At 64.7% G+C, this 14,009-nt stretch carries 14 protein-coding genes; 3 read left to right on the top strand and 11 right to left on the bottom strand.

What is annotated here, in order from left to right; all coding sequences use genetic code 11:
• Positions 1 to 60: 60 nt before the first annotated feature.
• The 3 genes from dusA to D3260_RS00290 are packed head-to-tail and all read left to right on the top strand — an operon-like array spanning position 61 to position 2,394.
• Positions 61 to 1,083 carry a tRNA dihydrouridine(20/20a) synthase DusA gene (dusA, locus tag D3260_RS00300; RefSeq protein ID WP_120096497.1) on the top strand — a complete coding sequence of 341 codons (1,023 nt, stop codon included), beginning with the start codon at positions 61 to 63 and terminating at the stop codon, positions 1,081 to 1,083.
• 57 nt (positions 1,084 to 1,140) lie between these two features.
• Positions 1,141 to 1,626 carry a peptidylprolyl isomerase gene (locus tag D3260_RS00295; RefSeq protein ID WP_120096496.1) on the top strand — a complete coding sequence of 162 codons (486 nt, stop codon included), beginning with the start codon at positions 1,141 to 1,143 and terminating at the stop codon, positions 1,624 to 1,626.
• Positions 1,627 to 1,641: 15 nt separating this feature from the next.
• Entirely contained in the window at positions 1,642 to 2,394 is a 753-nt protein-coding gene (locus D3260_RS00290; protein WP_199671293.1) for a UDP-2,3-diacylglucosamine diphosphatase, read from the top strand.
• A gap of 295 nt (positions 2,395 to 2,689) precedes the next feature.
• Here D3260_RS00290 and D3260_RS00285 read toward each other — a convergent pair whose 3' ends face one another.
• The 11 genes from D3260_RS00285 to truA all read right to left on the bottom strand — a co-directional run bounded on the left by D3260_RS00285 (position 2,690) and on the right by truA (position 14,005).
• Positions 2,690 to 3,484 (bottom strand): ferritin-like domain-containing protein, encoded by a 795-nt coding sequence (locus D3260_RS00285; protein ID WP_233543890.1) that lies wholly within the window; start codon positions 3,482 to 3,484, stop codon positions 2,690 to 2,692.
• Positions 3,484 to 4,677 (bottom strand): O-succinylhomoserine sulfhydrylase, encoded by a 1,194-nt coding sequence (locus tag D3260_RS00280; RefSeq protein ID WP_120096493.1) that lies wholly within the window; start codon positions 4,675 to 4,677, stop codon positions 3,484 to 3,486. Before D3260_RS00280 ends, D3260_RS00285 begins: the two co-directional genes overlap by 1 nt.
• Before the next feature lie 199 nt (positions 4,678 to 4,876).
• Complete coding sequence (gene purF, locus D3260_RS00275; RefSeq protein WP_120096491.1) at positions 4,877 to 6,388, bottom strand: amidophosphoribosyltransferase; 1,512 nt, start codon at positions 6,386 to 6,388, stop codon at positions 4,877 to 4,879.
• 58 nt (positions 6,389 to 6,446) lie between these two features.
• Entirely contained in the window at positions 6,447 to 6,989 is a 543-nt protein-coding gene (locus tag D3260_RS00270) for a CvpA family protein (protein WP_120096490.1), read from the bottom strand.
• Positions 6,990 to 7,239: 250 nt separating this feature from the next.
• Positions 7,240 to 8,160 carry an SPOR domain-containing protein gene (locus D3260_RS00265; RefSeq protein ID WP_120096488.1) on the bottom strand — a complete coding sequence of 307 codons (921 nt, stop codon included), beginning with the start codon at positions 8,158 to 8,160 and terminating at the stop codon, positions 7,240 to 7,242.
• Positions 8,157 to 9,395 carry a folylpolyglutamate synthase/dihydrofolate synthase family protein gene (locus D3260_RS00260; RefSeq protein ID WP_120096487.1) on the bottom strand — a complete coding sequence of 413 codons (1,239 nt, stop codon included), beginning with the start codon at positions 9,393 to 9,395 and terminating at the stop codon, positions 8,157 to 8,159. Before D3260_RS00260 ends, D3260_RS00265 begins: the two co-directional genes overlap by 4 nt.
• Positions 9,392 to 10,453, bottom strand: coding sequence for an acetyl-CoA carboxylase, carboxyltransferase subunit beta (gene accD / locus D3260_RS00255; protein WP_120096485.1), 1,062 nt, complete (start codon positions 10,451 to 10,453; stop codon positions 9,392 to 9,394). The genes D3260_RS00260 and accD overlap by 4 nt, the downstream gene beginning before the upstream one ends.
• Positions 10,450 to 11,304, bottom strand: coding sequence for a tryptophan synthase subunit alpha (gene trpA / locus D3260_RS00250; RefSeq protein ID WP_120096484.1), 855 nt, complete (start codon positions 11,302 to 11,304; stop codon positions 10,450 to 10,452). The genes accD and trpA overlap by 4 nt, the downstream gene beginning before the upstream one ends.
• On the bottom strand, positions 11,301 to 12,551 hold the full coding sequence (gene trpB / locus D3260_RS00245) for a tryptophan synthase subunit beta (RefSeq protein ID WP_120096482.1): 1,251 nt from the start codon (positions 12,549 to 12,551) through the stop codon (positions 11,301 to 11,303). The genes trpA and trpB overlap by 4 nt, the downstream gene beginning before the upstream one ends.
• Positions 12,548 to 13,171 (bottom strand): phosphoribosylanthranilate isomerase, encoded by a 624-nt coding sequence (locus tag D3260_RS00240; RefSeq protein WP_233543889.1) that lies wholly within the window; start codon positions 13,169 to 13,171, stop codon positions 12,548 to 12,550. The genes trpB and D3260_RS00240 overlap by 4 nt, the downstream gene beginning before the upstream one ends.
• Before the next feature lie 54 nt (positions 13,172 to 13,225).
• The gene (truA, locus tag D3260_RS00235) at positions 13,226 to 14,005 is read right to left on the bottom strand and encodes a tRNA pseudouridine(38-40) synthase TruA (protein WP_120096479.1); all 780 of its coding nucleotides are present in this window, start codon (positions 14,003 to 14,005) and stop codon (positions 13,226 to 13,228) included.
• Positions 14,006 to 14,009: the final 4 nt, after the last annotated feature.

The raw sequence follows: 14,009 nt of genomic DNA, 5'->3' as shown, positions 1-14,009 counted from the left end.
CTCCGAGCGCACAACGCACGGCCGGCTGAAGCATCATGATCACAATGCGATAATGCAGCCATGAGCGAGATCGAACCGCCCACCACCGAGCGTGACCGTCCCCGAGGCGCCCGCATTTCGGTCGCCCCCATGATGGCCTGGACGACCCCGGCCCAGCGTTATTTCATGCGTCAGCTGACGCAGCGTGCGTTGCTGTATACCGAAATGGTCACGGCCAATGCCCTGATTCACGGAGATACGAAACGCTTTCTCGCGCTCGATCCAGCCGAGCATCCGGTGGCATTGCAGCTCGGGGGCAGCGAACCGGCGGACATGGCGTATTGCGCCGCCCTCGCCGAAGAAGCCGGTTTTGACGAAGTCAATATCAATGTCGGCTGTCCGTCCGAACGCGTCCAGACCGGCGCCTTCGGCGCCTGTCTGATGGCCGAGCCCGAGCGCATCGCCAATTGCGTGGCGCACATGAAGGCACGGGTGTCGGTGCCGGTCACGGTCAAGACACGGATCGGCATCGATCACCAGGACAGCTATGCGTTTCTGGTGCGTTTTGCCGCGTGTGTCCGCGATGCCGGCGCGGATCGGCTGATCGTGCACGCCCGCAAGGCCTGGCTTTCCGGCCTCAGCCCGAAGGAAAACCGGGATATCCCGCCGCTGGACTATGCGCGGGTTCATCAACTCGCCGCAGATTTTCCGGATCTGCCGATGAGCATCAACGGCGGCTTCGTCGATCTGGATAGCGCGATTGCCGAGCTGGATCATGTGGACGGCGTGATGATCGGTCGTGAAGCCTATCGCAATCCGTATGTGATGGCGGACGTCGATCAGCGCGTGTTCGATGCCGCGGACGCACCGCCCAGTCGCGTTGCGGTCGTGGCCGGCATGCGCGACTACATCGGCCGGCATCTCGCCGCCGGTGGGGCGCTACGCGATATCACCCATCACATGCTCGGCCTGTTCCATGCCCAGCCGGGCGGCCGGAACTGGCGACGGATTCTTTCCGAACGAGGCAATCGCAGTGACGCGGGCCTGGATGTGCTCGATGCGGCTCTGGCGGCCGTCGCCCCGGAGACGGTCAGCGCGGCGTAGGCAACGCACGGGCTTTTGGCGCACAATGCGCGCCCAGCGATCCAGCAGGTTTTTGTCATGGTGATCTTCACGACCAATCTCGGCGATATTCATATCGAAGTCGACGAGACGAACGCCCCGGTCTCGGCCGAGAACTTTCTGACCTATGTCCGCGACGGATTCTACGACGGCGTGATCTTCCATCGCGTGATTCCCGGCTTTGTCGTCCAGGGCGGTGGTTTCGATACGGACTTCAACCAGCAGAAGACACGGGCACCGATCAAGAACGAGTCCGCCAACGGTCTGGAGAACAAGCGCGGTACGCTGTCCATGGCACGCACGCAGGACCCTCATTCGGCGACCTCGCAATTCTTCATCAACCTGCGCGACAACGAGCAGCTCGATGACATGGGCTATCGCCCGGGATATGCCGTTTTCGCGCGCGTGGTCGAGGGCATGGATATCGTCGATGCGATCGCCGAAGTGTCCACCGGCGCCGCGGGCCCCTTCGGCCAGGACGTGCCGCAGGAGACCGTGCAGATCGAATCCGCCCGGATCGTCTGAGCGGCGACGTTCGACGTGGAAACCGCCTGGCCGGATACGTGTCACTTCATCGCCGATCTGCATCTGACGGGTGACGACACGGCAATGGCGCATTGTCTGGCCGGCTATCTGGCAGGCCCGGCGCGTCAGGCCGTCGCGTTGTACATCCTGGGAGATCTGTTCGATGTCTGGATCGGCGACGACGACGGCCTGAACACGCACGCAGCAACACTGGCGGCACTGGCCAACCTGACGGCCACGCGCGTGCCCGTCTATTTTCAGCGGGGCAATCGCGATTTCGCGGTCGGCCGCGCGTTTTTCGAACGCACCGGCCTGCGGCCTCTGGCCGATCCGGTGGTTCATCGAATCGCCGGGCAACCGACGTTGTTGGCACACGGCGATGTGTTCTGTACCGACGACGCCGCGCATCAGCGTTTTCGCAAGCGCTACACGAACCCGCGCTGGCGTGCCCGCATGCTCAAACTCCCGCTGGCAGTCCGGCGCATCGCCGCACGGCGGGCCCGTGCACGCTCGCAGCAGGCCAAGACACACAAAGCGCCGGCGATCATGGATGTCGCACACGACAGTGTGCGTGGCCTGGCCGCCGAGTTCGACGCCCGCCGCATCATTCACGGACATACCCATCGACCGGCCGATCATGACGACGATGGGCTGCGCCGTCATGTCCTGGCTGACTGGCGGGATGATCAGGCCGAAGTGCTGACCGTCAGCCGGCGTGGCGTACGCCGGATGGCGCTGGACCCAAACGGCCGATTCGCCTGCACCTGAAGACAGGTCCTGGAGGCGAACCGGCCGCGGCGTGGATCTGCCTTGTTCCGTGTCATCTTTACTGCCGACGCGGGCGCGGCATCCACACGACTCAATGCGCAATGCAACCAAACGCCCGCTTCGGCTATTGACGATGCAGGCCCGTTGACGGCGACGGCCGGTCTCGATTCGGCCGACCGAATGCCTTGTATGCGGTTTGAGCGTGGATCGCGCCCACCGTTCGATCGGTGCCTCAAGACCGGGACACGGCAGCGACACCGGCCGATCCCGAGCCCAATATGGATCCGGAGTCGGCTCAGCGGGCCCGGTCGCGTGCGTCGAGTTCGTCGAGCTCGTCTTCCGAGAAGTCGGCTTCGCGCCGCGCCGGAATATTGTACGGTCCGGGCGGCCCGCCGTTCATGTATTCGTCGAGCAAGGCGAAGAAGGTCCGATCCGGATCGAGGCCGCGCGGTTCGGCCAGATAACGGAACCAGCGCGAGCCGATCTCCACGTGCGGGACCTCTTCTTCCAGAATCTGCTCGAAGATGGCCACCGTGGCCGTGTCACCGGCCCGCGTCAGCCGTTCAATCATACCGGGCGTGACATCCAGCCCGCGCGCCTCGAGCACGCGCGGAACCAGTGCCATGCGTACCATGGGATCGTGCGCTGTCTTGACCGCCATTTCCCAGAGTCCGTTGTGGGCATCGAAATCGCCGTAGGCATGCCCGAAATCGGCCAACCGATTGTTGAGCATCTCGAAATGCCGGGATTCGTCGGCCGCCATCGACAGCCAGTCGGCGTAGTAGGCCGGCGGCATCCCGCGATAGCGATAGGCTGCGTCGAGGCCGAGATTGATGGCGTTGAACTCGATATGCGCGATCGCATGGATCAGCGCAGCACGTCCGGCCGCGCTCCCCAGGCCGCGGCGCGCGAGCTTCGATGGATGCACAAGCGCCGGGCGCACCGGCCGCCCGGGAACCGGCACCGCCACCGGTTCCCCACCCGCTTCGGCCAGCGCGGACGAATCCGCGGCATGCAACGCCCGTGTCGCGAGACATTTCTCGCGCGGGTCGTCGGTCATCAGCGCGGCCCGAACGTCTTCCGGCGTCATCATCCGCCTGCCAGTCCGCGCCAGAGATCGGCGATGATGTCCTCGACATTCTCCAAACCGACCGAGACGCGCACCAGGCCATCGCGAATACCGGCCCGCTCGCGATCCTCCGCGGCCAGTCGCGAGTGTGTGGTGCTGGCGGGATGGACGATCGTGCTCCGCGTATCCCCCAGATTGGCCGTGATCGAGAGCATGCGTGTTGCATTGATCAGCCCGAACGCCGCTTCGCGACCGCCGCTGAGCTCGAACGAGACGATGCCGCCGAAGCCACCGGGCTGCTGGCGCGCCGCCAGCTCGTGCTGGCTGTGCGACTTCAGGCCCGGATAGTAGACGCGCGAGACACCCGGCTGGCTCTCCAGCCACTGCGCCAGCCGCATCGCGCTCGCACAATGGGCCTGCATCCGGATTTCGAGTGTTTCCAGTGCCTTGTAGAACACCCATGCATTGAACGGGCTCATGCTCGGCCCGCAGGTCCGCAGAAAACGAAAGACCTGGTCCCCGACCACATCGGCATCGCCGACCACGGCCCCGCCGAGCGCACGCCCCTGCCCATCGATATATTTGGTCGCCGAGTGCGTCACGATATGCGCGCCGAGCTCGAGCGGACGCTGCAGGGCCGGCGTGCAGAAACAGTTGTCGACCACGAGACATGCCCCATTGGCTTCCGCCAATTTGCCGAGCGCGCCGAGATCCACGATTTCGGTCAACGGGTTGGACGGCGTTTCGACGAACAGCATCCGCGTCGACGACGTGATCGCAGATTCCCAGGCCGAGACATCGTCCGGCGCCACGTAACTCGTCGTGATGCCGAGCTTGCCGAGATAATTATTGAACAGGCCGATGGTCGAGCCGAACAACGTATGCGAGGCGACGATATGATCGCCGGCCGACAGTGTCGCCAGACAGGTCGCCAGGATCGCGGCCATACCCGACCCCGTGGCGACGCAGGCCTCGCCGCCTTCCATGGCTGCCAGTCGCTGGGTAAACGCGTCGACCGTGGGATTGGTGAAACGCGCGTAGATATTGCCGGGTTCGTCACCGGCAAAGCGCGCCGCACAGGCCTCGGCCGAGTCGAAGACGAAGCTCGAGGTCATGTAGATGGCGTTGCTGTGCTCGCCCTCGGCGGTGCGATGTGTGCCGGCGCGTACGCCGCGCGTGGCCGTTCCCCAGTCCGGGTCGTAGTCGATATCCATGCACGTCTCCAGTGCCGCTAAAACAAAAACGCCTGCGGACACCACGTGCCGCAGGCGCAAGATCGTTCAACGACCCGTTTAGCGGCATTTCGGTCGTCTGTCGACGACCCGCGCCCGCAAGCTGTTACAAATCGGCGCGTCGGGCGATTATGCCGACCGCGGCACGCGCCGGCAAACGGTCGCGCGTGCCGCGACCGGATCAAGCGTCGTTGTGAATCTCGAGCACGGCGTTGTCCTTGCGTCGCCGCCCTTCTTTCATCGCATCGGAGCGATTGGTTTCGAGATGTTCGAGATATTCCGCCGACACTTCCGGCGTGACATAGCGCCCCGTGAAGACCGAATCCTCGAACTCGACGATCTGTTCGTTGCCGAGCGAGACCGCACGCTTGAGGTCTTCCATATCCTGATAGATGAGTTTGTCGGCGCCGATGATCTGGCAGACTTCATCATCGGTATGCCCGTGCGCGACCAGCTCGGTGGCGCTCGGCATGTCGATGCCATAGACATTGGGATAGCGCACCGGCGGCGCCGCGGACGCGAAATAGACCTTGTTCGCGCCGGCCTCACGGGCCATCTCGATGATCTGGCGCGAGGTCGTGCCGCGTACGATCGAGTCATCGACGAGCAACACATTCTTGCCGGCGAACTCGAGATCGATCGGGTTGAGTTTCTTGCGTACCGATTTCACGCGCTGCTGCTGGCCGGGCATGATGAACGTGCGCCCGATGTAGCGATTCTTGATGAAGCCTTCGCGGTACTTCACGTCCAGCTGATTGGCCAGTTCGACGGCCGCGGTCCGGCTGGTCGAGGGAATCGGGATGACCACATCGATATCGTGATCGGGCCAATCGCGCTGAATCTTGTCCGCGAGATAGGTGCCCATGCGAAGCCGGGACTTGTAGACGTAGACGTCGTCGATCACGGAATCGGGCCGCGAGAGATAGACGTATTCGAAGATACAGGGCGCATAGTGCGGGGCCTCCGCGCACTGGCGCACGTGGAGCTGGCCGTCCAGGGTAATCACGACGGCCTCACCGGGCTTGATGTCCCCGATGCGCTCGAAGCCCAATGCATCGAGGGCGACCGATTCGGAGGCAATCATGTAATCGGTGCCGGCCTCGGTCTCGCGCTTGCCGTAGACCACCGGCCGGATACCGTTGGGATCACGAAACCCGACCAGACCGTAACCGGTGATCAGAGCCGTGGCGGCGTAGCCGCCGCGACAACGCCGGTGCACGGCCGAGACAGCCTCGAAGATATCGTCGGGCGACAGCTCCAGGCGTTCGCTGAGCATGAGCTCATGGGCAAACACATTGAGCAGGATCTCGGTATCCGAATCCGTGTTCAGGTGACGCCGGTCGGCCCGATACAGCTCGCGCGCCAGCGTCTCGGCATTCGTCAGATTGCCGTTGTGCGAAAGACAGATGCCGTACGGCGTATTGACATAGAACGGCTGGGCCTCGGCCGACGAGTCCACGCCTGCCGTCGGATACCGCACATGCCCGACGCCCGCATTGCCGACCAGGCGCAGCATGTGATCGGTACGGAAGACGTCACGAACCAGCCCGTTTTCCTTGCGCAGATACAGCCGGCCTTCCTGTGTGGTGACGATGCCGGCCGCATCCTGTCCGCGGTGCTGGAGCACGGTGAGCGCATCGTAGATGTCCTGATTGACCGGGGTGGTCGAGACCATCCCAACTATGCCGCACATAAGCGAGTGACTCGGTTAGAGAGGAAAAACGTGAAGAGCCGTCATCGGCACGGGCTCATCAAGACGTACCGACGGTTGCCGCCGGTGCCGCGGCCGGTGTATCGGGCGCGTCCGGATAGGTTATGGCACCGGCGATATTGGCCGGCAGATAACCGCGTACCCAGACCGCACCGGATTCGAGCTGACCGACGAACATCGATTGCTGCCACCAGTCGTCCCGCGGCACCGAGGTCACCCCCGCCAGCAACACCAGCAGGATGAGCACTGCAACGCCGCGTACGACACCAAAGACGATACCAAGCGCCCGATCCGTACCGGCGAAGCCGGTCTCGCTGATCAGGCGCCCGAGGAGATAGTTGAGAATCGCCCCCGCGATGAGCACCGCGACGAAAACACAGGCAAAGGCCACGACGATGCGAGCGGAGTCGACATCGATCCATTGGGCCAGCCAGGGCCCCACCGTCGGCGCATAACGAAACGCGAGAAAGAATGCAGCAATCCAGGTTGCCAGACCGAAGGCTTCTCGCAGAAATCCGCGGAAGAAGCCGATGATTGCCGACAGCACGACAACCACGGCGATGATGACGTCGATCCACATCATGTCAGAGACGACCGCCGAGGCAAGGACCGGCTTAGGATAACAAATCCCCGCGCGGCGCGAGACAGACGCCGCGCGGGATCGGACCCAGGGCCTTTTGAGCTTTCATTCGAGCGCCTTTTCGTCGAGAGACCGCAGTGTGTCCTGCAAGGCGCGAGTCGCCGATCGTGGCGTGCCACGATCCAGACTGGCAACGCCGCAGGGCGCGATTTGCGGTCTCCAACGCGGCCCTCGAACGAAACATCAACACGCCCTACGGCAGGTTGCGGACAAGCCCGTTGTGACCCTGCTGCTTGAGCCGCGATTCCGCCGATCGGGCTGCCGATTCGTTGTCGAACGGCCCCACGTTGACCCGATACAGCGTCTTGCCGTTGACATCGCCCGGCGTATACGAGGCCGTGTAGTTGCCGGACAGGCTCTTTGCCATGCGCTCGGCATTGCTGCGCTCCGAAAAGCTCGCCACCTGGACCACCCAGCCACTGATCCGGGCCCGCTCGAGACCATTGCTGCCGCTCGCACCCTGGCTCGACGCATTGTTCGATGTCGACGACGAGGCGTTGCCGCGGTCAGCCTGCTGCGCGCTCGAACCCTGCGTGGACGCGCCGTAGTCGTGACCGCCGTCGTTGCGGCGCGTCGATGTGTTATCGCTCGACCGATTACGCGACGACGCCGTGTCGTTCGACGCGCTGCTGCTGCGACCTGTCGAGGACTGGCTCTCGCGGGACGACGAACGTCCGGCCGAAGACGACTGCGACGTCGAATCGCCGCGCTGACTGGTCGATGCGCGCTGCGATGTTTCGCTACGGGACGCGCCCTGGTTACCACCGGCACGCGGGGAATCAGCATCGTCGTCGCCGCTGCCGTGGACCGGCGGCGTGCTGAAGCCCTGACTGCCACTGTCCGACGACGCCGAGTCGTCACGCTGCGGGGAGACGGCGTCCGGACGGGGGGTCGACTGACCGTCGTTGTCATTCTCACCCTGGTCGCCGGACTGCGCCTGATTATCAGCCGGGGCGGCCTGACCGTCGGGTTGCACGTTATAGACACGCATCTGGCCACGATCGCCCTTCTGGCCCGAGTCGCCCATGCAGCGCGCCAGCAGTACCGGCACGAGCACACCGATGGCAACCAGTACCACCACGCCGATCAGGCGTTTTTTCATCACGTCATTCATTGTTCAGGACTCCGAGCCTGAGCCACCGTAAAGAAAGAGCCACACACCACGATGCGATCGCCGGGACGCGACGCCTCGCGGGCTGCCGAGAGCGCTGTCGCCGGGTCCGCGAAGGCAGTATCCGACAGCGACAGACGCCTCGCCAGCGTCGTCCCCTCGAGCCCGCGCGGGGTGATCGTCGTCAACCCTGCCGGGTACCAGCAATCAGCCACATCGGCGAGACGGGCCCCGACGGCCTCGACCGGCTTGTCCGCCAGCATCCCGATCACCACATGTGTGCGTCCGGTCACCGGTTGGCGGGTAAGCGCGTCGGCCAGCAAGGCAACCGCCTCGTCGTTGTGGCCGACATCGTAGAGGATCGGTACCGCACCGTCGATCATTTCTCGCCGACCCGGCAGCGCCCGTTGCGCCCGGCCCGCGCGTGCGAGATCCGCCTCGCCGATCTCGAAGCCGAGCGCACGCACGGCAGCGATGGCGCCGGCGAGATTGTCGCGGTGCACGCCGTCGATGATCGGCGTTTCGATGTGCCCGTCGCCGTCATGGTAAGACCAGCCGCCACCCGCTGTCTCGACGATATCGAAGTCCGTTCCAATACACCGATAATCGGCCCCGACCGCATGTGCCTGATCCACGAGCCCGGCCGGCGGCTGCCGGTCGGCACACAGGGCCGGGCGACCGGCGCGGTAGATGCCGGCTTTTTCGTAGCCGATGGCATCGCGGGTGTCACCGAGCCAATCCGTATGGTCGAGCCCGATCGATGTGACGAGCGCCGCATGGGCATCGACGTAATTCACGGCGTCGAGCCGCCCACCGAGGCCGACCTCGAGCAGGCGCACGGTCACATCGTGTCGCTTGAACAACCAGAGCGCGGCGAGCGTGCCCCATTCGAAAAACGTCAGCGGCGTCGGGCCACGCACGGCGTCGATGGCCTCGAATGCCGTCACGATCTCATCGTCAGGCACAGGATGACCATCGATCGTGATGCGCTCGTTGTAACGCCAGAGATGCGGCGATGTATAACAGCCGATACGCGCACGCGCACCGATCAGCCCGCGCGACAGCGCCACGCAACTGCCCTTGCCGTTCGTCCCACCGACCGTCAGGACCTTCGAACGATCGGCGGCCAAGCCAAGGCGATCAGCGACCGTGGCCACGCGCCCGAGACCCAGCTCGATCTCACGCGGATGAGCGGCCAGCTGCCAGGCCAGCCAGTCATCCAGGGCTTCGCGCTTCAACGGCTCTCGCGTGCCTCGTCGTGGTCGTCGTCCGAGCCTTGATCGTCACCGGACGTCGACGTGTCATCCGAGGCCTCGGTCGCCGCCTCATCGCCCTCGTCCGTGGTATCGGCATTCGACTCGCTGTCCGCCGGCTCGATGATCGTCTGTTCGAGATCCGGGCTTTCCTCGGCAGTCGGCACGTCATCGGCCACGGCCAGCGGCGGCTGATGCGTGAACATCGAGACCACACCGTGGATGCGGTCTCGCATGTCGGCACGTTCGACGATCATGTCGATCGCGCCGTGCTCGAGCAGAAATTCGCTGCGCTGGAAGCCTTCCGGCAACGTCTGCTTGACGGTCTGTTCGATCACGCGCGGTCCGGCGAATCCGACCAGCGCTTCGGGTTCGGCGACGTTGATATCGCCCAGCATGGCGAAGCTCGCGGCCACACCACCCATGGTGGGATGCGTGAGTACCGAGACGAAGGGCAGACCGTGATCGGCCAGACGCGACAGGGCAGCACTGGTCTTGCCCATCTGCATGAGCGAAAACAGGCCTTCCTGCATACGGGCGCCGCCCGAGGCCGAGAAGAAGACGAACGGCGTGCGTCGCTCGATCGCCTCATGCACGCCGCGCACGAAGGTCTCGCCGACGACGCTGCCCATCGAACCGCCCATGAACTTGAAGTCCATTGCCCCCACGACGATCGGCATCTGCTTGAGCTGGCCGGCCATCATGAGCACCGCTTCACGCTCGCCGGATTCCTTCTGGGCGCTGGCCAGACGATCCCGGTATTTTTTCGAATCCCGGAATTTCAGCGGATCCTTGGGTTCGAGATTCGTGGCCAGCTCTTCTCGATTGTCCGGATCGAGAAAGATATCGAGCCGCTGACGCGCACGCAGGCGCTGATGGGCGTTGCATTTCGGGCAGACGTGCAGCGAGCGCTCCATTTCGGCGGTATAAAGCACCGCGCCACAGCTGCTGCACTTGGTCCAGACCCCTTCGGGCACGCTATTCTTGCCCTGCGTCGAATCGCCCCGCATCTTCGACGGCATCAGTTTCTCGAGCCAGCTCACGCGCGTTCGCCCTCTTCCTGTCGGTGAATTTTTCGCTGCTCATCATCGGCGGCATCGATCGCATCGCGCATGGCGCCGAGCGTCGCGCGCAGTTCGGCGGTCGCCGCCGCCGGATCATCGAGATTATCGGCAATCCGGGACACGAGCACACTACCGACCACGACACCGTCAGCCACGCGAGAGACCGCGGCCGCATCCGTCGGCGTGCGCACGCCAAAGCCCACGCCGATCGGCAACGCGCTGACGGTGCGGATCGGCGCAATCTGATCGGCCAGTCGATCGGCATCCAGACTCGAGGCGCCGGTCACGCCCTTGAACGACACATAATAAATATAGCCGCCGGCATGCGCACAGATCTTGGCGATGCGCGCCTCGCTCGTGGTCGGCGCGATCAGGCAGACGGGCGACAAGGCGGCGGCACTGAGCTCGGGCAGCACTTCCGGCGCTTCCTCGGCCGTGACGTCGACAATCAGCACGCCGTCGACGCCTGAGTTGCGAGCGGCCTCGCAGAACGTCGACAGCCCCATGCGATCGATCGGGTTGTAATACCCCATCAGCACGACCGGGGTTTCGGCATCGCGCTCGCGGAACTGCGCCACCATCGACAACACACCCTTGAGGCTGGTGCCGTTGGCCAACGCCCGTTCACAGGCCGCCTGGATCACCGGGCCGTCAGCCATCGGATCGGTGAACGGCACACCGAGCTCGATGACATCGGCGCCGGCCTCGACCAGGCCGTGCATGAATCCGACCGTGGCATCCGGTCCGGGATCCCCGGCCGTCAGATACGGGATGAGAGCCGTCCGGCCGCGCTGCCGCAGCGCATCGAAACGCGTGTCGAGTCGGTTCACAGCGTCTCTCCCGCCGCCTCGGCCACACTCGACATATCCTTGTCGCCGCGACCGGACATGTTCACCAGCACGACCTGGTCCGGGGACATCGTGGCCGCGAGCTTGCGTGCGTAGGCCACCGCATGTGCCGATTCCAGTGCGGGCATGATGCCTTCGATGCGGGTGCATTCGTGAAATGCATCGAGCGCTTCGGCATCGGTCACCGAGACATAATTGGCGCGACCGATATCCTTGAGCCAGGAATGTTCCGGCCCGACGCCCGGGTAGTCGAGCCCGGCGGAAATCGAGTGCGTGCCCAGAATCTGGCCGTTGTCGTCCTGCATGAGGTACGTCCGATTACCGTGCAGCACGCCGGATCGCCCCGAGGACAGGGGCGCGGCATGACGACCGGTCTCGATGCCGTCGCCACCGGCCTCGACGCCGTGAATGGCCACGTCTTTGTCATCCAGGAACGGATAGAACAGACCGATCGCATTCGAACCGCCGCCGACGCACGCCACGAGCGCGTCCGGCAGGCGTTTTAGACGCTCCTGCATCTGGCGGCGTGCCTCTTGTCCGATCACGGCCTGGAAATCGCGGACCATGGCCGGATACGGCGCCGGGCCGGCGACCGTGCCGATGATGTAGAACGTATCGTCCACGTTCGCGACCCAGTCGCGAAGTGCTTCGTTCATCGCATCCTTGAGCGTCTTCGAGCCAGAGTCCACGGGCCGGACCTCGGCGCCGAGCAGGCGCATGCGATAGACGTTGGTCGCCTGTCGTCGCATGTCCTCGCTGCCCATGTAGACCACGCATGTCAGCCCGAGCCGGGCGGCGACCGTGGCAGTCGCCACGCCATGCTGACCGGCGCCGGTTTCCGCGATCACGCGGGTCTTGCCCATACGCGCGGCCAACAGGGCCTGACCAACGGTATTGTTGATCTTGTGCGCGCCCGTGTGGCTCAGGTCCTCGCGTTTGAACCAGATCTGCGCGCCGCCGGCCTTTTCGGACAATCGCTCGGCGTGATACAGCGGCGTCGGACGGCCGACGAAGTCGGCCAGATCGGCATGCAGCCGTGCCATGAAGGCTTCATCGACCCGCGCCTCATCATAGGCGCGCGCCAGCTCGTCCAGCGGCGCCATGAGCGTTTCGGCGACGAAACGGCCGCCGTAGGGCCCGAAGTGGCCGCGACCATCCGGCGTATCCCGCCACGCATGCTCACCGGGGGCCGGATGGGAACGGGTATCGGGCGATATCGTCGTACTCATGTCTGACCTGCCTTGAGAACCGCGTTTATGAACGCCTGCATCTTTTGTGTCGATTTCACACCACGTGTGGCCTCGACGCCACTACTGACATCCACGGCGTACGGCGCAAGCGATGCGATCGCCTGCCCCACATTGCCGGCATGGAGCCCGCCGGCCACGATGACCGGGACGTCCACCGCGCCAAAATCGACGCCCCAGTCGAATGTCTCGCCGCGCCCGCCGGGCTGGCCGCGTCGGTTGCCATCCAGCAGCAGCGCCGCGGCATCCGGATAACGCGCCGCGACTGCCGGAAGCGAGACGTCGCCTTCGCCCATGGCCACGGCCTTGATATACGGCTTGCCGAATCGACGACAGAACGCCGGCGATTCATCGCCGTGAAACTGAAGCATGTCCAGCGACACCGCTGCCAGCACGGCATTGACCATGGAGGCGTCGTCGTCCATGAACAACCCCACGCGGCTCACGAACGGCCCGACCGCGCGGCTGATCTCGTCGGCCAATGGCAGATCGAGGCGCCGCGTACTGTTGTGGGCGAAGGACAGCCCCAGCGCATCCGCACCGGCCGCCACGGCCGCGCGTGCGTCGGCCGTCGAACCGACGCCGCAGATCTTGGTGCGCACGCGCCGCGGCGCCAATGGCGATGGACGAGCAAGGACTGTCATAGCCGGATGATTCTACCAGCCCGCGTCGTCGATCGCCGGTTCCGGAAGCGCGACCGGCTCGGGATAGTGCACGCGGCGTAATGACAGACCGGCCGCCGGTGCGGTCATGCCCGCCTGTTTCCGATCGCCGCCGCGCAGCAGCGCTGCCACCCAATCGGTCGACGCCTCGCCTCGGCCGATCACGGCCAGCGTGCCGACGATATTGCGCACCATGTGATGGAGAAAGGCATTGGCACGAATATCCAGCCGGATCCAGTCGCCGTGACGCACCACCGAGATCGCGCGCACGTCGCGCACGGGGCTCTTGGCCTGGCAGCCTGCCGCACGAAAAGCAGAGAAGTCCTGTCGCCCGAGCAGCGACTGGGCAGCGATGTGCATTGCCTCGTGATCGAGCCGGTGATGAACGTGCCAGACCCGGTTGCGCCACAGCGCCGACGGGGCATCCCGATCCATGATCCAGTACCGATATTCCCGTGCGACCGCCTGAAAGCGCGCATGGAAATCGTCAGAGACCGGCACGAACCACTGCGGCGCGATGTCGTCGGGCAGATATCGATTGGTACCGAGCAGCCAGCTGCGATCCCGACGAACAGCCGCGGTATCGAAGTGCACGATCTGCCCCTGTGCATGAACGCCGGTGTCGGTACGACCGCTGCACACGACCCGAATCGGCTCGTTGGCAACCCGGGACAAGGCTGCCTCGAGCGTATCCTGCACGCTGGCGGCATGGGGCTGGCTCTGCCAACCGTGATAGCCGCTGCCGTCGTATTCGATGCAGGCTGCCCAGCGCATCACG

Source organism: Salinisphaera sp. Q1T1-3 (assembly GCF_003602005.1).
Taxonomy (GTDB): Bacteria; Pseudomonadota; Gammaproteobacteria; order Nevskiales; family Salinisphaeraceae; genus Salinisphaera.
The sequence above is the reverse complement of the archived record's forward strand: the minus strand, read 5'-3'. Positions and strand labels throughout refer to the sequence as shown.

Bases quoted from the DNA above. Each gene is read 5' to 3' on its own strand.
- trpB (WP_120096482.1), bottom strand. From the start codon at position 12,551: ATGAGTACGACGATATCGCCCGATACCCGTTCCCATCCGGCCCCCGGT.
- dusA (WP_120096497.1), top strand. From the start codon at position 61: ATGAGCGAGATCGAACCGCCCACCACCGAGCGTGACCGTCCCCGAGGC.
- D3260_RS00285 (WP_233543890.1), bottom strand. From the start codon at position 3,484: ATGACGCCGGAAGACGTTCGGGCCGCGCTGATGACCGACGACCCGCGC.
- D3260_RS00265 (WP_120096488.1), bottom strand. From the start codon at position 8,160: ATGAATGACGTGATGAAAAAACGCCTGATCGGCGTGGTGGTACTGGTT.
- D3260_RS00270 (WP_120096490.1), bottom strand. From the start codon at position 6,989: ATGATGTGGATCGACGTCATCATCGCCGTGGTTGTCGTGCTGTCGGCA.
- D3260_RS00280 (WP_120096493.1), bottom strand. From the start codon at position 4,677: ATGGATATCGACTACGACCCGGACTGGGGAACGGCCACGCGCGGCGTA.
- purF (WP_120096491.1), bottom strand. From the start codon at position 6,388: ATGTGCGGCATAGTTGGGATGGTCTCGACCACCCCGGTCAATCAGGAC.
- D3260_RS00295 (WP_120096496.1), top strand. From the start codon at position 1,141: ATGGTGATCTTCACGACCAATCTCGGCGATATTCATATCGAAGTCGAC.
- truA (WP_120096479.1), bottom strand. From the start codon at position 14,005: ATGCGCTGGGCAGCCTGCATCGAATACGACGGCAGCGGCTATCACGGT.